Genomic DNA, 17,999 nt, shown 5'->3' on the forward strand with positions numbered 1-17,999 from the left:
GGGAGCGATCACGCCAGCAACTTGCCGAGCATCCGGGCACCGCCGAGCCATACACCAATGGCGGTGCCCAGGCTGGTCAGGAAGAAGTTGAGCAGCACGCGTGCGACGCGGTTGCGATACCAACCGCGCACGCTCTGCACGTCATCGCGCAAGGCCATGAAATCGGCGTAGGTCGGCTTGCGCACCCACGCTTCGACGAGCGCGCTGATCGTGCCGGAGGCCAGCGCCGGATGCAGCGGCGTGACGGGCGAGGCAAAGAAGGCCGCGATGATGCTCAACGGATGGCCGCCTGCCGCGGCGCAACCGATCGCGCCGAGCGTGCCGGTGATCATCACCCAGTACAGCATCAGGTCGGCGCCGACATCCAGGCCGCCGCGCCAGAACCCGAACGCGAATCCGCCGAGCACGAAGACGGCGAGGATCAGCGTGAACCACGGGAAGGACGACTTCTCCTTCACCGTTTCCAGTTCGCCGCGGATGTCGGCCGGCATGCGCGTTTCTTCGGCCAAATGCTTCGCAAGGCCCTGCAGGTGGCCCGCGCCGATGACCGCCAGCACGTTGCGCGCGCCGCTTTGCGCCGTCGCGCTTTCGCGCAGGCGCGCGGCCATGTAGCGGTCGCGTTCGCCGATGACGGTGTCGTACAGCTCGGGGTTGTCTTCCGCGAATTCACCGAAGCTCGATTCGAGCAGGTCGCCTTGTTTGAGACGTTCGATTTCGTCGTGGCCGACTTCTTCGTCGCCGAACAGCGAAGCGACGATGCCGCCGCCGAGTTTCGCGCGTCCCCACCAGCCCAGGCGTTGCGAGGCGCGCTTGAAGGTCAGGCCGACATCGCGATCGATCAGGTGCACGGCGAGGTTGCGTTCGCGTGCATCGCTCACGGCGGCCTTGAGTTCGGCGCCCGGTTCGATGCCCAGTTGTTCGGCGAGGCGGCGTTGATACGCCGCAAGCCCGAGGTTGGCGGCGAACAAGGCCGTCTTGCCTTCGCGCAACACCTTCACCAGGTCCATGCGCGCGAGCGCGTCGGGATCGCTCAGTGCGGCGAGGCGTTGCGGGTCGAGTTCGACCGCGACGGTGTCGTATTCGCCGCTGGCGATCGCAGCGTGCACCGCATCGACGCTGGCGCGCGACACGTGCGCGGTGCCGAGCAGCGTGTAGGCGACGCCGTCGCGTTCGACGCGAAGATGCGGCTGGTCGGCGAGGGGAGCGGGGGAGTGCGCGGTCTGATCAGTCATAGCCGCGCAGTATGGCGGTGCCTCCGCTCAGGCGAAACCGTAGGGCAGGTTCGGCGAGGACACAACGCGGACGCCCACGGTCTCGCCATGCGCGAACCGCAGGGCTGCGGCGATGACGCCCGCGTCGCCGGCGATGCGGTTGTGGCCCAGGCCCTGCGTGCTGAGCAGGCGCGAGTCGGCCCAGTAGCGCGCGTAACGCTCGCCTTCCGACCACGGCACTTCGCGATCCTCGACGTCATGCACGATCAGCGCCGGACGCGCGATGCACGGCGCGTTGCGATGCGCCTGGAGGTCGTCGAAGGCGACGCCGACGTGGCGTTCGAACGAGCAGATCAGCGCGCGCCACAGCCGCTGCGGCAACGCGATCATGCGTGCGAAACGTTCGGTCGCCGCTTCCGGATCCGCCGCCGGTGCGATCAGCACGACGCGATCGGCTTCCAATCCGTGTGCGAGCGCGACGCTCGCGGCCGCGCCGCCAAGCGAATGCCCGACGAGCAATGCGGCCGGGCCGAAGCGCTTGCCGACGGCCAGCAGCGTTTCCGCGAAATCCGGCAGGTTGGTGTGTTCGCCCGCGCTGCGTCCGTGTGCGGGCTGATCGAAGGCGACGACTGCGTAGCCTTCGGCGCGCAAGCGCGGCACCCACGGGAGGAAGCGCGTGCCGTGGCTCGACCAACCATGCGCGAACAACACGTAGGGCTGGCGTTTCGGATCGCCCCACGTGTACGTGGCGATGCGCCTGCCGTCGACGGTGATCTCGCCCATGCGCGCATCGCCGACGGGCGCGGCGAGGGCGCGGGCGCGGCTGGATCCGAAGGGCGTCGAGAACAACTTGCCCGCGGCGCGAAGGGTGGAGTTCGCATTGAGCATTCCGAAAACGCGGAAGCCCAGGCGCACCGAGGCAAGACGCAGCGAGGTGCGAACGGTCGTGCTAATTTTGGAGGGCGTTGCCATGGGGGAAGGCTCCGGCGTGCGGTCAGTGTTGGGGGGAACAGACTTTTGGAGAGCTGGCAGCGATCCACCGTTCGACGCCCGCGTCGCCGTGGCGGCGCGCGACGTCGTAGCCGAACAGGCCGGCTTCGTGGTGGACGGTCAGCGGAATGGCGTAAAGCTCGAACACATACTGGTCGACATCGCCCGGGGCGAGATGGCCGACGTCGATCGCAATCTGCACGGCGCGCGCGAGTTCGCTGCGCCAGCGTTGTTCGTTGTGCACGACCTGGTCGTGCAATGCGCCCGGGCGATCGTCGTATTCCATCACCGAGGCCATCAGCACGCAGCCGCCGCCAGCGGTGCTGCGCACCCATTCGAACCAGTTCTGCATGATGGCGCGCAGGCGCGGCAAGCCACGTGGTTGCGAGAGCGCGGGCATCAACACGGCGTTGCCGAAACGCACGGCCGCTTCTTCCAGGACGGCGAGTTGCAGGTCTTCGCGCGAACCGAAATGCGCGAACACACCGCTCTTCGACATGCCGACCGCAGCGGCCAACGGACCGATGGACAGGCCTTCGACGCCCGAGGCGCGGGCGATGTCATAGGCCCGGCCGACGATGGTGTCGCGGGTGGCGGCGCCTTTCGGCGTGGCGGTCTGGGTACTCATGGTCGCGGACAATAGCACGACCGTTCGTATTTAGAATGACCGCTCGTCGGTCAGTCCCGATAGCGCTTGAGCAGGTCCTGATAGGCGTCGATGCGGCGATCCCGGAGGAACGGCCAGATGCGGCGCACGTGCTCGCTGCGCTCCATGTCCACTTCGGCCATCAGGATCTCGGGTTCGTCCTGGTTGGCTTCGGCGAGGAATTCGCCCTGCGGGCCGAGCACGTGGCTCGAACCCCAGAAGCGGATGCCCGAGGTGCCCAGCGGCGAGGGCTCGTGGCCGACGCGATTGCAGCTCAGCACCGGCAGGCCGTTGGCGACCGAGTGGCCGCGATGGCTGAGGATCCACGCATTGCGCTGGCGATCCTTTTCCGCTTGCGCGTCGTCGGGATCCCAACCGATCGCGGTCGGGTAGAGCAGCAGTTCCGCGCCGGCGAGCGCCATCAGGCGCGCGCCTTCGGGATACCACTGGTCCCAGCACACCATCAGGCCGAGGCGGCCGACGGAGGTGTCGATCGGCTCGAAACCGATGTCGCCCGGCGTGAAGTAGAACTTCTCGTAGAAGCCCGGGTCGTCGGGGATGTGCATTTTGCGGTACTTGCCCGCGAGCGCGCCGTCGCTTTCGAAGACGACCGCAGTGTTGTGGTACAGGCCCGTGGCGCGCTTTTCGAACAGCGAGCTGACCAGCACCACGCCGTGCTGCTTCGCCAACTGCGACAGCCGCGCCGTGCTCGGGCCCGGAATCGTTTCGGCGAGGTCGAACTCGTTGACGTCTTCGTGCTGGCAGAAGTACGGGCCGTTGTGCAGTTCCTGCAACAACACCAGGCGCGCACCGTTCTGCGCGGCTTGCGCCACGCGCGACTCGATCACCGCCAGGTTTTCTTCGGCCGAGCCGTGGTTGCGCTCCTGGATGAGCGCGACGGGAAGCGCGGTCTTGCGGGTCATCGCACGAGTCCTTGCGGCAATTGCATCGTGATGCAGTGGAGGCTGCCGTTCTGCCAGATCAGCGGGCGGCACGGGACCTGCACGATGTCGCGGCCGGGGAACGCGTTTTCAAGCACCGCGGCGGCCAGCGCATCGGCGGGATCGCCGTAGGACGGCATGAGCACCGCGCCGTCGACGATCAGGAAGTTCGCATACGAGGCGGCGAGGCGACGATCTTCATCGAGGATCGGCTGCGCCCACGGCAACGGGAACAGGCGATACGGCGCACCGTCCTTCGTGCGCAGCGCGGCGACTTCGTCGGCCATCGCGCGCAACTCGGCGTAGTGCGAATCCGACGGATCGTCGCAAGCCTGGAACACGATCGCGTCGTTGGGCGCGAGGCGGGCGAGGGTGTCGATGTGCGCGTCGGTGTCGTCGCCTTCGAGATAACCGTAGTCGAGCCACAGCACGCGGTCCTGGCGCAACCACTCCTTCAGGCGCGCATCGAGCGATGCGCGATCGTCATCGGGATGGCGTTCGTGCAAGCAGCGCCAGGTGGTGAGCAGCGTGCCCGCGCCGTCGGTCTCGATCGCGCCGCCTTCGAGCGCGAAGTCGATCGGCGTGCGCTGCGCATCTTCGAACACGCCTTGTTCGACGAGGCGTTCGATCAACTGGTCATCGAGGCTGGCGTCGAACTTGCCGCCCCAACCGGTGAAGCGGAAATCCAGCAGGCGGAAGCCATCGGGCGTGCGCAGCGTGATCGGGCCGGAGTCGCGCAACCAGGTGTCGTCGTAGGCGACTTCGACGAAACGCACGCGCGACAGATCCACGCGTGCAGAGCGCAGGCGCGCTTCGGCATACGTCTGCAGGTCTTCGTCGGCCACGCACACGATGACGCGCGTGTACCGCACCAGCGCGGCGACGAGCGCGATGTAGGTTTCCTCGACTTCGCCCAGGCGATCGGCCCAGTCGGTATCGGCGTGGGGCCAGGCGATGAGGACCGCGGACTGGGATTCCCACTCCGCGGGGAAACGTTCCTTCGTGGGGGAAGGGCGTGTTGCGATTTCAGGCATCAGCGGATGGCGGGCTTCGGGCCGACTTCGTTGGCGTCGGCCTTGTTGGCGACGGCGTCGATGACGCGGTTCTTTTCGAAGTAGACGGTGAACGTGGGATAGGTCCAGCGGTTGATGGTCGGCCACTGGTGCTTCTGGCCGCCGCGCGGATCGAGCTTGCTGCTGGGCGCGCCGAACTTCGATTCCACTTCCTGCGCGCTCATGCCGCGGGCCGGCATGGCGGCGGTGTTTTCTTCGCGCACGCGTTCGATCAGCAACGTGTCGCCTTCGGCGGTGCGCACGGCCGGGGCCGTCGAATCCTGCGCGAACGCAGCGCCCGCGAAACCGAGGGCGAAAATGGATGCAGCAATGATGCGGACGACCATGCGGACTCTCCCCTTTGGCATTCAACCTGAATGCAAGTGGGCGGGATTGTAAGCACGAACCTGACGCCGAAAATGCGAAAGCCGCCTCGCGGCGGCTTTCGTCTTCACTACAAATCCGGAACCGCTCAGCGCTGGCGCGCCTTGAAACGCGGGTTGGACTTGCAGATCACGAAGACCTTGCCACGACGGCGGACCACCTTGCAGTCGCGGTGACGGGCCTTCGCCGACTTCAGGGAGGACAGGACCTTCATGACGGAACCTCGGCAACGGTTGATGTGGATGGGTAAAGCGAAGCCGCGCATTCTGACGGGTTTTCTTCGGCCGCTCAAGTGGTTGCACTACACTTGTTCCCCATGACCGAACCCCAGACTGAACGATCCGCCATCCCGGTCCTCACCATCGACGGCCCTTCGGGCTCGGGGAAGGGGACCATCTGCCGCCACGTGGCCCGCCGCCTGGGCTGGCATTACCTCGATTCGGGCGCCTTGTACCGCGCCGTCGGCATCGCCGCCAGCTGGAACGACATCGACCTGTCGGACGCCTCGGCCCTGGTCCGCTGCACCTTCGACACCACGATCGACTTCCAGGAAGGCGATGACGAGCCCCGCGTGATCGTGAACGGCATGGACGCCACCGATGAGCTGCGCACCGAAACCGCCGGCGCGGCCGCTTCGGCCATCGCCGCCATCCCCGAGGTCCGGGCCGCGCTGAAGGACGCCCAGCGGGCCTACCGCCGCCCGCCGGGCCTGGTCGCCGACGGACGGGACATGGGCACGGTGATCTTCCCCGACGCCGCCCACAAGGTTTTCCTGACGGCCAGTGCCGAAGAAAGGGCCGAAAGGCGCCATAAGCAGTTGAGCGAGAAGGGAGTTTCCGTTACATTGCCCGGTCTGTTGCGCGAGATCCTCGCCCGCGACGCCCGCGATGCGAATCGGGCAGTGGCGCCTTTGCGGCCGGCCGATGACGCCGTCAGCATCGATACCACCGGCCTCTCCATCGAAGCCGTCGTCGAACGCGTGCTGGCTTTGATGCCGGCGCGCTGAGCGTCTTTCCCGTTACAGAAAAGCCCTCGCCGCGCATGGGTGCGCGGTGCGGTTCACCACTCCAACCCCCTGGTCGCTTCATCCCGAGGCACCGCCTGAGAATTTACCAATGTCCGCTGCAATGACCGAATCTTTTGCCGAACTGTTCGAACAGAGCCAGGCCGGCCTGGCCAAGCTCAAGCCCGGCTCCATCGTCACCGGTGTCGTCGTCGAGGTCCGTACCGACGTCGTCGTGATCAACGCCGGCCTGAAGTCCGAAGGCATCGTGCCGATCGAACAGTTCCGCAACGACGCCGGCGAGATCGACGTGGGCGTGGGCGATGAAGTGAAGGTCGCCCTCGACTCGCTCGAGAACGGCTTCGGCGAAACCGTGCTGTCCCGCGAGAAGGCCAAGCGCGCGATGGTGTGGGACGAACTCGAGCAGGCGCTCGAGAAGAACGAAACGATCACCGGCCGCATCAGCGGCAAGGTCAAGGGCGGTTTCACCGTCGACATCAAGGACGTCCGCGCATTCCTGCCCGGTTCCCTGGTCGACGTGCGCCCGGTCCGCGACCCGGTGTACCTGGAAGGCAAGGAACTCGAGTTCAAGCTCATCAAGCTTGATCGCAAGCGCAACAATGTCGTCGTCTCCCGCCGTGCGGTGGTCGAGAGCGAGCATTCGGAAGAGCGCGAGCAGCTGCTCGAGAAGCTGGTCGAGGGCGCGGTGCTCAAGGGCGTCGTCAAGAACCTCACCGACTACGGCGCGTTCGTCGACCTCGGCGGCATCGACGGCCTGCTGCACATCACCGACATGGCCTGGAAGCGCGTGCGCCATCCGTCCGAAGTCGTGGAAGTCGGCCAGGAACTCGACGTCCGCGTGCTCAAGTACGACCGCGAGCGCAACCGCGTCAGCCTCGGCCTCAAGCAGCTGGGCGAGGATCCGTGGGACAACATCGCCCGTCGTTACCCGGCCAACACCCGCGTGTTCGGCAAGGTCTCCAACGTCACCGATTACGGCGCGTTCGTCGAAATCGAGCCGGGCGTCGAAGGCCTGGTCCACGTGTCCGAAATGGACTGGACCAACAAGAACGTCAACCCGTCCAAGGTGGTCCAGGTCGGCGACGAAGTGCAGGTCATGGTGCTCGACGTGGATGAAGAGCGTCGCCGCATCTCGCTCGGCATGAAGCAGGTCACCAGCAATCCGTGGGAAACCTTCGCGGCCATCCACAAGAAGGGCGACAAGGTGTCGGGCCAGATCAAGTCGATCACCGACTTCGGCATCTTCATCGGCCTGGACGGCGGCATCGACGGTCTCATCCACCTGTCGGACATCAGCTGGAACTCCACCGGCGAAGACGTCGCGCGCAACTTCAAGAAGGGCGACAACCTCGACGCCGTCGTGCTCGCGGTCGACCCGGAACGCGAGCGCATCTCGCTGGGCGTCAAGCAGCTCGAGCAGGATCCGTTCGGCCAGTACATGGCCGCCAATCCGAAGGGCTCGAAGGTCAAGGGCACCGTCAAGGAAGTGGACGCCAAGGGCGCGACCATCGACCTGGGCGAGGGCGTGGAAGGTTACGTTTCGGTCCGCGACATCTCCTACGACCGCATCGACGACGCCACCCAGCACCTGAAGGTCGGCGACCAGGTCGAAGCCAAGTTCATCGGCATGGACCGCAAGGGCCGCACGCTGCAGCTGTCGATCAAGGCGAAGGACGAGGCGGACACCGCCGAAGCCCTGGCCGAGTACAACAAGGCGTCGGATGCCTCCACGGGTACGACGCGCCTTGGTGCGCTGCTGCGCGAGCAGCTGAACAACAAGTCCGAGTAATACGTAGGCTGTTAGAAAGGCAATAACGCGAAGGCGGCCCGGATTCGGGCCGCCTTTCGCTAAGCAAGACGCGCCGGCTTCAACCGAGCAATCACCGCCCGCACCCGACGAGCCCGCATGACCAAGTCCGAACTGATCGAGATCCTCTCCGCGCGCCAGGGCCACCTGAAAGCGGACGACGTCGATCTCGCGGTGAAGTCCTTGCTCGAGATGATGGGCGCCTCGCTCAGTGGCGGCGAGCGCATCGAAATCCGCGGTTTCGGCAGCTTCTCGCTGCACTACCGTCCGCCCCGCCTGGGGCGCAACCCGAAGACCGGCGATTCCGTCGCGCTCCCGGGCAAGCACGTTCCGCACTTCAAGCCCGGCAAGGAACTCCGCGAGCGCGTCAGCGCCGTGGTGCCCGTCGAACCGGACGCCTGATCCGACCGTGACCTCATCGGCTAAGCTGGCCGCTCGAACGCGAAGGAGCCGCAGCGCCGCATGGTCCGATTGATCCGACTCCTGATTGCCCTCGCATGCCTCGCGGCAGGCATCGTCGTGGGCGCGCTCAACCCGCAGCCGGCGGTGCTCGATTTCGGTTTCGCGCGTGCGACCAGTTCGCTCGGCGTGATCGTGCTGGTGTCCTTGCTCATCGGCGTCGTCATCGGCGGGCTCGCACTGGCGGCAAGCGTCATCCTGCCGATGCAGCAACGCCTGCGTCGCGCGCAGAAGACCGACGCGCGCCTTCCCAACGACCGGTCGGTTCCCTGACGCATGCTCGAATTCGTCAGCCAATGGTTCTGGTTCTTCCTCCTGTTGCCGCTCGCGGCGTGGAGCGGTTGGCTCATCGGCCGGCGCGGTGGCGAACGCCACAGCGACACGCAGGTCAGCCGCCTGTCGACGACGTATTTCCGCGGCCTGAACTACCTGCTCAACGAGCAGCCCGACAAGGCGATCGAAGTCTTCCTGCGCATCGCCGAGTTGGACAAGGACACGTTCGAAACGCAGGTCGCGCTCGGGCATCTGTTCCGTCGTCGCGGTGAAGTCGATCGCGCGATCCGTTTGCACCAGGCCCTCGTGCAGCGTCCCGATCTGTCGGACCAGCAGAAGGTGCAGGCGTTGCTCGCGCTCGGCGAGGACTACATGCGCTCGGGCCTGCTCGATCGCGCGGAGACCGTCTTCAGCGACCTCGTGCGCCTGGACATGCGCGCCCCGCAGGCGCTCAAGCATTTGATCGGCATCTACCAGGCCGAACGCGACTGGGCGAAGGCGATCGAGAACGCCACGCGTTACGAAGAAATCACCGGCGAGCCGATGGGCAAGCTGGTCGCGCAGTTCGAATGCGAACTCGCCGACCGCCATCGTGCCGCGGGCGAAATCGAAGCCGCGCGCGCGTCCGTCGCGCGTGCCTACCAGGCCGATGCGAATTCCGTGCGCGCCGGCATCCTGGAAGGCCGCATCGAACTCGAAGACGGCAACGATGCCGCGGCCATTCGCGCATTCGAACGCGTGGCGCGCATCGATGCCGACTATCTCCCCGAAATCCTGCCGCAGTTGTTGCCGGCCTACGAGCGCGCAGGCGATCTGTCGGGCGCGCGCAGCTTCCTCACCGAGATGATCGAGCACTATCGCGGCGTCGCGCCCGTGCTTGCGTTGACGCGGATGGTCGAAGCCGAAGAGGGCGTGACCTCGGCGCGCGCGTATCTCGCGCAGCAATTGAAGGATCGTCCGTCCGTGCGCGGCGAAGCGGCGCTGATCGACCTGACGCTCGCCGACGGCGGCGATCCGGCCGCCACGCTCGAAGACCTCAAGCACATCACCGACCAGTTGCTCGTGCGCAATCCGAGCTATCGATGCAACCGCTGCGGCTTCGGCGCGCGTGCGCATCATTGGCAATGCCCCAGCTGCAAGGAGTGGGGTTCGATCAAGCCGCTGCTCAACTACGCGGTCGTCTGATGTTCGCGGCGTGGCTCCTCGCGTGCCTGGCGATCGGACTGGGCGGCACTTGGCTCGCGCGCGTCTATGCGTTGCGTCGCGGCGTGGTCGATGCACCGGGCGAGCGTCGCGCGCACACGACGCCGACGCCACGTGGTGGCGGCATCTCCATCGTCGTCGCGCTGTTGCTCACGGGCGCGTGGTTGTTGCGGGGAATGCCTGATCGGTTCGAACTGAGCTGCGCGCTCGTCGGATTGATCCTCGTCGCGGGCGTAGGCCTGCTCGACGACCATCGCCCCTTGTCGCCGTGGCTGCGCCTGGCTGTGCAGGGCGTCGCTGCATCCTTGCTCGCCATCGGCACGTGGCACGCCAGCGGTGAACCGATCCTCGCCATCGGGGCATTCGTGCTGGCGATGGCACTGACGAACATCTGGAATTTCATGGACGGGATCGACGGCATCGCCGCGACCCAGGCCCTGCTGTGCGCGCTCGCCATCGGGTTCCTGCATCCGGGGATCTGGTCGTGGTGGGCCTTCGCGCTGGCTGCGGCCACGCTGGGCTTCCTGCCTTTCAACTTCCCGAAAGCCCGCATCTTCCTGGGCGACGTGGGGAGCGGGGCGCTCGGATTCGTGCTCGCGGCCTTGCTCATCAAGACGCTCGAAGGCACGGCGCCGACCCATGCATGGCTTTGGGCGCTGCCCATTTCCGCTTTCGTGATAGACGCGGCCTTGACCCTCGCCAGGCGCATCCTGCGCGGAGAGCGCTGGTGGCAGCCACATGCACAACATGTCTACCAACAGTGGGCACGCCGGACGGGCTCGCATGCGAAAATCACGCTGATCTATGGCGCATGGACACTGGCCGCCATCGTCCTGATGACGATGCTCGGCGGTCAGGGACATGACCCGGCATGGGTGTCGATGGTCGTCTTGGCGTGGTATACCGCCGGTGCAGGGGCTTGGTGGATGTTGCAAACGGAACGGAGTGCCGCGGTGAAGGAAAGCACCGAATGAATTCTTGGCGTCCGAATTGGGCGTCGGCCCTGCCGCGCACCGCCGTGCTGGCCCACGACCTGATCATGGTGTGGCTCAGCTGGAACGGCCTGCGGCTCATCCGCCATGGACTGGCCGGCACGCCCGTCGACGTACCCGCGCTGACCTCGCCCGAAATGCTGCTGGTCCTCATCGCCCAGGGCCTCGTGCTGTGGCGCGTGGGCCTGTATCGCGGGCTGTGGCGGTTCGCGAGCGTGCCCGACCTGTTCAACCTGGCGAAGGCCGCGCTGTTCGGCGTCATCGCCATCACGCTCGGCCTGTTTCTCTACAACCGCCTTGCGACCGTGCCGCGCACGGTGCTGCTGTTGTATCCCTTCGCGCTGGTCGGCCTGCTCGGCGCACCGCGCCTGCTGTATCGCGTGTGGAAGGAACACACGCTCGCGCGCACCCATGCACAGGGCGTGCGCGTGCTGATCCTCGGTGCGGGCCTCGCCGGCGAAGCGCTCGTGCGCGACTTGCGTCGCACCGGTGCCTACGAACCGGTCGGCTTCCTCGACGACGCGGCGCAACTCCGTGGCAGCAAGCTGCAGGGCGTGCCCGTGCTCGGGCCGATCGACGAGTTGGAAACCATCGCGCGCGAAACCGCCGCGCGCCTGATCGTCATCGCCATGCCCTCGGTGCACGCGACCTTGCTGCAGCGCGTGGTCGCCGTGTGCGAACGCACGGGCATTCCGTTCCGCATGGTGCCGCGCCTGGACGACATGCTTGAAGGGCGTTCGCAGCCGGGCGAATTGAAGGAAGTCGCGATCGAAGACTTGCTCGGCCGAAGCCCGGTGATGCCGGACTGGAAGGCGATCCGCGGTTGGCTCGGCGGGCGTTCGGTGCTCGTCACCGGCGGCGGCGGATCGATCGGTGCCGAGTTGTGCCGCCAGTGCGCCAAGCACGGTGCGCGCCGCGTCGGCATCGTCGAAATCGACGAACTCGCGCTCACCACCACCGTCGCCGAATTGCAGCGCGATTTCCCCGACCTGGATTGCGTGCCGCTGCTCGGCGATTGCGGCGACCCCGCGGTGATCGCGCACGCCTTGCGCCTGTCCGAACCCGACGCGGTCTTCCACGCCGCCGCCTACAAGCAGGTGCCGCTGCTCGAAGACCAGTTGCGCGAAGCGGTGCGCAACAACGTGCTGTCCACCGACACCGTCGCGCATGCGTGCCACGACAACGGCGTCGGCACGTTCGTGCTGATTTCCACCGACAAGGCCGTCGACCCGGTCAACGTGCTCGGCGTGACCAAGCGCCTGGCGGAGATCGTGTGCCAGTCGTTGGTCGACCGGCGCTCGACGCGCTTCGTCACCGTGCGCTTCGGCAACGTGCTCGATTCGGCCGGCAGCGTCGTGCCGCTGTTCCGCGAGCAGATCCGCAAGGGCGGGCCGGTGACGGTCACCGATCCCGAAGTCACGCGTTTCTTCATGACGATTCCCGAAGCGTGCCAGTTGATCCTGCAGGCCTCGGCGATCGGCTCGCACGAAGCGGTGTACACGCTCGACATGGGCGAGCCGATCGCGATCCGAGTACTGGCCGAGCAGATGATCCGCCTGGCCGGCAAGCAACCGGGGCGCGACATCGCCATCGTGTATTCGGGCCTGCGCCCGGGCGAGAAGCTGCACGAGACGCTGTTCCACGCCGACGAGCGCTATCGCCCGACCTCGCACCCGAAGATCCTGCAGGCCGAACCGCGCACGGTGTCGCCCGAGGCCGTGCGCGAGGCGCTCGCGCAACTGCGCGATGCCTGCGGGCGCTACGACCTGGAAATCATGGCGGAGGTCCTGCGCACCGCGGTGCCCGAATTCGCGCCTGCACCCGCCGTGCACGCGCAGGCCGCCACCGTGGTGGCCTTTCCCGCCCGCAACGCCCGCAGGATCTGATGACCCCGACGTCCCCCAACCCGCCGCGCCGCGTGCGCAAGGCCGTGTTTCCCGTGGCCGGCCTCGGCACGCGCTTCCTTCCCGCCACGAAGACCGTGCCGAAGGAAATGCTGCCGATCATCGACAAGCCGCTGATCCAGTACGCCGTCGACGAAGCCATCGAAGCCGGTTGCGACACGCTGGTCTTCATCACCAATCGCTACAAGCACGCCGTCGCCGATTACTTCGACAAGGCCTACGAGCTCGAACAGAAGCTCGAACGCGCGGGCAAGCTCGAACAACTCGAACTCGTGCGCAACGTGTTGCCGCCCGGCGTGCGCGCGGTGTTCGTCACGCAGGCGGAAGCCTTGGGCCTGGGCCACGCCGTGTTGTGCGCGAAGGAAGTGATCGGCGATGAGCCCTTCGCCGTCCTGTTGCCCGACGATCTGATCTGGAACCGCGGTCCCGGCGCGTTGAAGCAGATGACCGACCACGCGGCCGAAACCGGCGCCAGCGTGCTCGCCGTGCAGGATGTCCCGCGCGACAAGACCAGCAGCTACGGCATCGTGGCCACCGAGGATTTCTCCGGCCGCAACGGCCGCATCAGCGCGATCGTCGAGAAGCCCAAGCCCGAGGATGCGCCGAGCACGCTCGCCGTCGTCGGCCGCTACGTGCTCGATGGCCGCATCTTCGACCTGCTCGAACAGGTGCAGCCCGGTGCAGGCGGCGAGATCCAGCTCACCGACGCCATCGCGCAACTGCTGAAGGAACAGGACGTCCACGCGTATCGCTTCCGCGGTACGCGCTTCGACTGCGGCACGCACATCGGCCTGATCGAAGCGACGATCCGTTACGCGCTCGATCACGAGCAACTCAGCGAAGCCGCGGCGCGCACGATGCAGACGGCGCTCGACGAGCTGGGCGTGGTCGAACTCGAGTAGCGCAGGCGGGGAGGCGGCATGCCCACGCCGGTCGCTGCTTCCCCAATCGGTGACGTGCTGATCGCGATCGCGCAGATCGGCGTGGCGCTCGCGGGCTTTTCCGGTTTGATCGCGGCGATCCGCACGACGGCGCCGGAAGGCTGGCACCCGCGCGATCCCTGGTCGTTGTCATGGATGCTCGCCACGAGCATCGGTGCGCTGTTGCTCGCCTTGCTCCCGTTGTGGCTCGGCTTGTTTTCCTTGCCGACCGACAGCGTGTTTCGGATCTCGTGCGGGATCGCTTCGGTTTACACCGGCGTGCTCGTCGTCGTGCGCGCGATCGCCGGACGGCGACTGACGCGCGCCGGTTTCCCGCCGCGCGTTCCGTACTTTCCGCTCACGCTGACCTGCCTGTTGACGGTGGCGTCGATCGCCACGGGCATCGGTGTTTTCGGCGTGTGGGGCGATGCGATCGTGCCCGTCTTCGCGGGCGCGCTCTTCATCCTGTTGCTCGCATCCGTGCTGGTGCTCGCGATCTTCCTGATCCTGCTGGCCAGGACGTTCGACCACACGCCGCACAAGCCGGCGTCGCCCGACGAAAAGCGGCCCGACGCATAGCCGGGCCGCTGCCGCGCATCAAACCGCTTCGAAGATGCCCGCCGCGCCCATGCCGGTGCCGATGCACATCGTCACCAGACCGTACTTCTGGTTGCGACGCCGCATGCCGTGCACGATGGTCGCCGTGCGCACCGCGCCCGTCGCACCGAGCGGATGGCCGAGCGCGATCGCGCCGCCGAGCGGATTGACCTTCGACGGATCGAGTTTCGAATCGCGGATCACCGCCAGCGCCTGCGCGGCGAAGGCTTCGTTGAGTTCGATCCAGTCGATCGCATCGATCGACAACCCGGCCTGCTTCAGCGCCTTCGGAATCGCCGCGATCGGGCCGATGCCCATCACTTCGGGGCGCACGCCGGCGACGGAGAAGCTGCGGAACTTCGCGAGCGGCGTCAGGCCGTAATCCTTGATCGCCTGCTCGGAGGCGAGCAGCACCGCGGCCGCGCCGTCGCTCATCTGCGAACTGTTGCCCGCGGTGACGGTGCCGCCGAACTGGCCGTTGCGGAACACCGGCTTGAGCTTGGCGAGCCCTTCGAGCGAACTGTCGGGACGCGGGCCTTCATCGAGCTTCACGATGCGGCGCACTTCCTGGATGACGTTGCCGTCGGGCAGGTGCGAGATCACCTCAAACGGCGAGATCTCCGAATCGAATTCGCCGGCCTGGATCGCCGCGATCGCCTTCTGGTGCGAGGCCAGCGCAAACGCATCCTGGTCTTCGCGCGAGACCTTCCATTCCTCGGCGACTTTCTCGGCGGTGATGCCCATGCCGTAGGCGATCATCACGTTCTCGTCGTTGGCGAACACCGACGGGCTGAGCGCGACCTTGTTGCCCATCATCGGCACCATCGACATCGACTCGGTGCCGCCGGCGAGCATCAGGTCCGCCTGGCCGAGGCGGATCTGGTCCGCCGCGAGTGCGACGGCCTGCAGGCCCGACGAACAGAAACGATTGATCGTCTGCGCCGCGATGGTGTTCGGCAGGCCGGCAAGCAACGCGCCGATGCGCGCGACGTTCATGCCTTGCTCGCCCTCGGGCATCGCGCAGCCGATGATGATGTCGCCGATGCGCGAGGCGTCGATGCCCGGCGCCTGCGCGACGACGCTGCGCAGCACGTGCGCGAGCATGTCGTCGGGGCGGGTGTTGCGGAAGACGCCGCGCGGCGCCTTGCCCACCGGCGTGCGCGTGGCGGCAACGATGTAGGCCTCTTGTACTTGCTTGGTCATGTCAGTCAGTTCCTGAGCGGCTTGCCGGTCTTGAGCATGTGCGCGATGCGTTCCTGCGTTTTCGGCATCTGCGCCAGCGCCACGAAGTGTTCGCGCTCCAGGCGGAGCAGCCATTCTTCATCGACCAGCGTGCCGCGATCGACGGCGCCGCCGCACAGCACGGTCGCGATCCGCGTGGCGATCTCGTAATCGTGCGGCGAGATGAAGCGGCCTTCGAGCATGTTGACGAGCATCATCTTGAAGGTCGCGATGCCGACATCGCCCGCGACCTGGATGCGACGCGCCGGCAACGGCGGGCGATAGCCGGAGTCGGCGAGTGCACGCGCTTGCGCACGCGCGACGTCGAGCAATTCGAAGGCATTGAACACGACGCCATCGCCTTCGCGCGCGAGCTTCAACTGCTTGGCTTCGAGCGCGGAGGTGGACACCTTGCCCATCGCGACCGATTCGAAGCCGGTCTTCAACTGCGCGAAGACATCACCGCCCGGACCCGCGGCTTCGGACGCACGCAACGCGAGCTCCTTCAGACCGCCGCCCGCCGGCAACAGGCCGACGCCCGCTTCGACGAGGCCGACATAGCTTTCGAGCGCGAACACACTGCGCGCCGAATGCATCTGGAATTCGCAACCGCCACCGAGCGCCAGGCCGCGGACCGCGGCGACGACCGGCACGAGCGAATACTTGATGCGCTGGCTGGTCGCCTGGAAGTTCGCGACCATGCCTTCGAAGCCCTTGACGTCGCCGGCCTGCAACAGACCGAGCGCACCGGCGAGATCGGCACCGGCGGAGAAGGGCTCCTTCGATTGCCAAATCACAAGACCCTTGAAGTCGCGTTCGGCGATCGCGATCGCTTCCTGCAGACCGTTGAGTACGTGATCGTTGACCGTCTGCAGCTTGGTCTTGAAGCCGACCACCGCGATGTCGTCGCCTTCGTCGACCCACATGCGCACGCCATCGTTTTCGTACACCGTGCGGCCCTGCGAGAACTTCTCGCCGAGCACCGGATCGGGGAAACGCTGGCGCTGATACACCGGATTGGACGAGCGCGGCACCAATGCATTGCGCGCGGGGCTGTAGCTGCCCGCGGGACCGTGCACGCCGTCGCGGCCGTCGAAGACCCAATCGGGCAGGGGCGCGTTCGCCATCGTCTGGTTGGCGACGATGTCGTCGGCGATCCATTGCGCGACCTGCTTCCAGCCCGCGGCCTGCCAGGTTTCGAACGGACCGAGCGACCAGCCGTAGCCCCAGCGGATCGCGAGGTCGACGTCGCGCGCGGTGTCGGCGATGTCGGCCAGGTGATACGCGGTGTAGTGGAACGTGTCGCGGAAGCAGGCCCACAGGAATTGCGCCTGGGGATGTTCGCTCGCACGCAATGCGGCGAACTTCTTCGCGGGATCGCGTTCCTTCAGCAACTCGGCGACCGAGGGATCGAGTTCACCGGCGCTCGGGCGATAGTCCTGCTTCGCAAGATCGACGACGAGGATGTCCTTGCCGCGCTTGGTGTAGAAGCCCGCGCCGGTCTTCTGGCCAAGCGCGCCCTTGCCGACGAGTGCCTGCAGCCATGCGGGCGCGGTGAAGTACGAATGCCACGGATCGTTGGGCAGCGTGTCGCCCATCGTCTTGATCACGTGCGCCATCGTGTCGAGGCCGACGACGTCCGCGGTGCGGTAGGTCGCCGACTTCGGGCGGCCGATCGCCGGGCCGGTGAGCGCATCGACGGTGTCGAAGCCCAGGCCCAGGCGCTGCGTGTGGTGCATCGCGGCCAGCATCGAGAACACGCCGATGCGGTTGCCGATGAAGTTCGGCGTGTCCTTCGCATAGACCACGCCCTTGCCGAGCGTGGTGACGAGGAAGGTTTCGAGGCCTTCGAGGATCTCGGGATCGGTCGTCTGCGCCGGAATCAGTTCGGCCAGGTGCATGTAGCGCGGCGGGTTGAAGAAGTGCACGCCGCAGAAGCGATGACGCAGCGCTTCGGGCAGCACACCGGCGAGCGCGTTGATGCCCAGGCCCGAGGTGTTGCTCGCGAGCACCGCGTGCTCGGGCACGTAGTCCGCGATCTTCCGGTACAGGTCCTGCTTCCAGTCCATGCGTTCGGCGATCGCTTCGATCACCAGGTCGCAACCGCGCAGCAACTCAAGACCCGTGTCGTAATTCGCCGGCACGATGCGATCGGCCAGCGCCTTGTCGGCGAGCGGAGCGGGGGAGAGCTTCGCGAGATTCGCGATCGCCTTGATCGCGATTCCATCGGCCGGGCCTTCTTTCGAAGGCAGGTCGAACAGCACCGTATCGACGCCGGCATTGGTCAGGTGCGCGGCGATCTGCGCGCCCATCACGCCCGCGCCGAGCACGGCGGCCCGGCGTACAAGCAGTTTCTTCGACATGTTACGTAAGCC

The 17,999-nt window shown here is 66.6% G+C and carries 18 protein-coding genes; 9 read left to right on the forward strand and 9 right to left on the reverse strand.

Translation table 11 applies throughout. The features are described from left to right. Positions 1-8: 8 nt before the first annotated feature. The 7 genes from GN331_RS11455 to ykgO all read right to left on the reverse strand — a co-directional run bounded on the left by GN331_RS11455 (position 9) and on the right by ykgO (position 5,438). The gene (locus tag GN331_RS11455) at positions 9-1,232 is read right to left on the reverse strand and encodes a TraB/GumN family protein (protein ID WP_156642216.1); all 1,224 of its coding nucleotides are present in this window, start codon (positions 1,230-1,232) and stop codon (positions 9-11) included. Between the two features lie 27 nt (positions 1,233-1,259). Next, positions 1,260-2,183 (reverse strand): alpha/beta hydrolase, encoded by a 924-nt coding sequence (locus GN331_RS11460; protein WP_156642218.1) that lies wholly within the window; start codon positions 2,181-2,183, stop codon positions 1,260-1,262. 22 nt (positions 2,184-2,205) lie between these two features. Further along, the gene (locus tag GN331_RS11465) at positions 2,206-2,829 is read right to left on the reverse strand and encodes a TetR/AcrR family transcriptional regulator (protein WP_156642220.1); all 624 of its coding nucleotides are present in this window, start codon (positions 2,827-2,829) and stop codon (positions 2,206-2,208) included. 50 nt (positions 2,830-2,879) lie between these two features. Further along, complete coding sequence (locus GN331_RS11470) at positions 2,880-3,770, reverse strand: carbon-nitrogen hydrolase (RefSeq protein ID WP_156642222.1); 891 nt, start codon at positions 3,768-3,770, stop codon at positions 2,880-2,882. After that, entirely contained in the window at positions 3,767-4,822 is a 1,056-nt protein-coding gene (locus GN331_RS11475) for an agmatine deiminase family protein (protein ID WP_156642224.1), read from the reverse strand. The genes GN331_RS11470 and GN331_RS11475 overlap by 4 nt, the downstream gene beginning before the upstream one ends. Further along, the gene (locus tag GN331_RS11480; RefSeq protein ID WP_156642226.1) at positions 4,822-5,187 is read right to left on the reverse strand and encodes a hypothetical protein; all 366 of its coding nucleotides are present in this window, start codon (positions 5,185-5,187) and stop codon (positions 4,822-4,824) included. Before GN331_RS11480 ends, GN331_RS11475 begins: the two co-directional genes overlap by 1 nt. Before the next feature lie 125 nt (positions 5,188-5,312). Continuing rightward, positions 5,313-5,438, reverse strand: coding sequence for a type B 50S ribosomal protein L36 (gene ykgO / locus GN331_RS11485; RefSeq protein ID WP_010342887.1), 126 nt, complete (start codon positions 5,436-5,438; stop codon positions 5,313-5,315). 102 nt (positions 5,439-5,540) lie between these two features. On the opposite strand from ykgO, the gene cmk reads away from it, so the two are divergent. From cmk to GN331_RS11530, 9 genes are all read left to right on the forward strand, one after another. Continuing rightward, positions 5,541-6,230, forward strand: coding sequence for a (d)CMP kinase (gene cmk / locus GN331_RS11490; RefSeq protein WP_156642228.1), 690 nt, complete (start codon positions 5,541-5,543; stop codon positions 6,228-6,230). 121 nt (positions 6,231-6,351) lie between these two features. Next, positions 6,352-8,037 (forward strand): 30S ribosomal protein S1, encoded by a 1,686-nt coding sequence (gene rpsA / locus GN331_RS11495; RefSeq protein WP_156642522.1) that lies wholly within the window; start codon positions 6,352-6,354, stop codon positions 8,035-8,037. 117 nt (positions 8,038-8,154) lie between these two features. Next, positions 8,155-8,457, forward strand: a complete 303-nt coding sequence (locus tag GN331_RS11500; RefSeq protein WP_156642230.1) for an integration host factor subunit beta — start codon at positions 8,155-8,157, stop codon at positions 8,455-8,457. Positions 8,458-8,517: 60 nt separating this feature from the next. Beyond that, the gene (locus GN331_RS11505) at positions 8,518-8,787 is read left to right on the forward strand and encodes a LapA family protein (RefSeq protein ID WP_156642232.1); all 270 of its coding nucleotides are present in this window, start codon (positions 8,518-8,520) and stop codon (positions 8,785-8,787) included. A gap of 3 nt (positions 8,788-8,790) precedes the next feature. Next, positions 8,791-9,972 carry a lipopolysaccharide assembly protein LapB gene (gene lapB / locus GN331_RS11510; RefSeq protein ID WP_156642233.1) on the forward strand — a complete coding sequence of 394 codons (1,182 nt, stop codon included), beginning with the start codon at positions 8,791-8,793 and terminating at the stop codon, positions 9,970-9,972. After that, positions 9,972-10,964: an MraY family glycosyltransferase gene (locus GN331_RS11515; RefSeq protein ID WP_197427108.1), complete on the forward strand. Its 993-nt coding sequence runs from the start codon at positions 9,972-9,974 to the stop codon at positions 10,962-10,964. The genes lapB and GN331_RS11515 overlap by 1 nt, the downstream gene beginning before the upstream one ends. Continuing rightward, on the forward strand, positions 10,961-12,868 hold the full coding sequence (locus GN331_RS11520) for a polysaccharide biosynthesis protein (RefSeq protein WP_156642236.1): 1,908 nt from the start codon (positions 10,961-10,963) through the stop codon (positions 12,866-12,868). Before GN331_RS11515 ends, GN331_RS11520 begins: the two co-directional genes overlap by 4 nt. Then, positions 12,868-13,788 carry a UTP--glucose-1-phosphate uridylyltransferase GalU gene (gene galU, locus GN331_RS11525; RefSeq protein WP_156642238.1) on the forward strand — a complete coding sequence of 307 codons (921 nt, stop codon included), beginning with the start codon at positions 12,868-12,870 and terminating at the stop codon, positions 13,786-13,788. The genes GN331_RS11520 and galU overlap by 1 nt, the downstream gene beginning before the upstream one ends. Positions 13,789-13,806: 18 nt before the next feature. Further along, complete coding sequence (locus tag GN331_RS11530) at positions 13,807-14,385, forward strand: hypothetical protein (RefSeq protein WP_156642240.1); 579 nt, start codon at positions 13,807-13,809, stop codon at positions 14,383-14,385. Between the two features lie 18 nt (positions 14,386-14,403). On the opposite strand, the gene GN331_RS11535 is transcribed toward GN331_RS11530, so the two are convergent. Next, positions 14,404-15,606, reverse strand: a complete 1,203-nt coding sequence (locus tag GN331_RS11535) for an acetyl-CoA C-acyltransferase (protein WP_156642242.1) — start codon at positions 15,604-15,606, stop codon at positions 14,404-14,406. A 5-nt stretch (positions 15,607-15,611) separates the two neighbouring features. Further along, a complete protein-coding gene (locus GN331_RS11540; RefSeq protein ID WP_156642244.1) occupies positions 15,612-17,987 on the reverse strand; it encodes a 3-hydroxyacyl-CoA dehydrogenase/enoyl-CoA hydratase family protein in 2,376 nt (791 codons plus the stop codon). Between the last annotated feature and the right edge of the window lie 12 nt (positions 17,988-17,999).

The organism is Noviluteimonas gilva (assembly GCF_009740395.1).
Taxonomy (GTDB): domain Bacteria; phylum Pseudomonadota; class Gammaproteobacteria; order Xanthomonadales; family Xanthomonadaceae; genus Noviluteimonas; species Noviluteimonas gilva.

Bases quoted from the DNA above. Each gene is read 5' to 3' on its own strand.
- GN331_RS11515 (WP_197427108.1), top strand. From the start codon at position 9,972: ATGTTCGCGGCGTGGCTCCTCGCGTGCCTGGCGATCGGACTGGGCGGC.
- GN331_RS11535 (WP_156642242.1), bottom strand. From the start codon at position 15,606: ATGACCAAGCAAGTACAAGAGGCCTACATCGTTGCCGCCACGCGCACG.
- galU (WP_156642238.1), top strand. From the start codon at position 12,868: ATGACCCCGACGTCCCCCAACCCGCCGCGCCGCGTGCGCAAGGCCGTG.
- GN331_RS11480 (WP_156642226.1), bottom strand. From the start codon at position 5,187: ATGGTCGTCCGCATCATTGCTGCATCCATTTTCGCCCTCGGTTTCGCG.
- cmk (WP_156642228.1), top strand. From the start codon at position 5,541: ATGACCGAACCCCAGACTGAACGATCCGCCATCCCGGTCCTCACCATC.
- GN331_RS11455 (WP_156642216.1), bottom strand. From the start codon at position 1,232: ATGACTGATCAGACCGCGCACTCCCCCGCTCCCCTCGCCGACCAGCCG.
- GN331_RS11505 (WP_156642232.1), top strand. From the start codon at position 8,518: ATGGTCCGATTGATCCGACTCCTGATTGCCCTCGCATGCCTCGCGGCA.
- GN331_RS11530 (WP_156642240.1), top strand. From the start codon at position 13,807: ATGCCCACGCCGGTCGCTGCTTCCCCAATCGGTGACGTGCTGATCGCG.
- rpsA (WP_156642522.1), top strand. From the start codon at position 6,352: ATGACCGAATCTTTTGCCGAACTGTTCGAACAGAGCCAGGCCGGCCTG.
- GN331_RS11470 (WP_156642222.1), bottom strand. From the start codon at position 3,770: ATGACCCGCAAGACCGCGCTTCCCGTCGCGCTCATCCAGGAGCGCAAC.
- GN331_RS11520 (WP_156642236.1), top strand. From the start codon at position 10,961: ATGAATTCTTGGCGTCCGAATTGGGCGTCGGCCCTGCCGCGCACCGCC.
- ykgO (WP_010342887.1), bottom strand. From the start codon at position 5,438: ATGAAGGTCCTGTCCTCCCTGAAGTCGGCGAAGGCCCGTCACCGCGAC.
- lapB (WP_156642233.1), top strand. From the start codon at position 8,791: ATGCTCGAATTCGTCAGCCAATGGTTCTGGTTCTTCCTCCTGTTGCCG.
- GN331_RS11500 (WP_156642230.1), top strand. From the start codon at position 8,155: ATGACCAAGTCCGAACTGATCGAGATCCTCTCCGCGCGCCAGGGCCAC.
- GN331_RS11475 (WP_156642224.1), bottom strand. From the start codon at position 4,822: ATGCCTGAAATCGCAACACGCCCTTCCCCCACGAAGGAACGTTTCCCC.
- GN331_RS11540 (WP_156642244.1), bottom strand. From the start codon at position 17,987: ATGTCGAAGAAACTGCTTGTACGCCGGGCCGCCGTGCTCGGCGCGGGC.
- GN331_RS11460 (WP_156642218.1), bottom strand. From the start codon at position 2,183: ATGGCAACGCCCTCCAAAATTAGCACGACCGTTCGCACCTCGCTGCGT.
- GN331_RS11465 (WP_156642220.1), bottom strand. From the start codon at position 2,829: ATGAGTACCCAGACCGCCACGCCGAAAGGCGCCGCCACCCGCGACACC.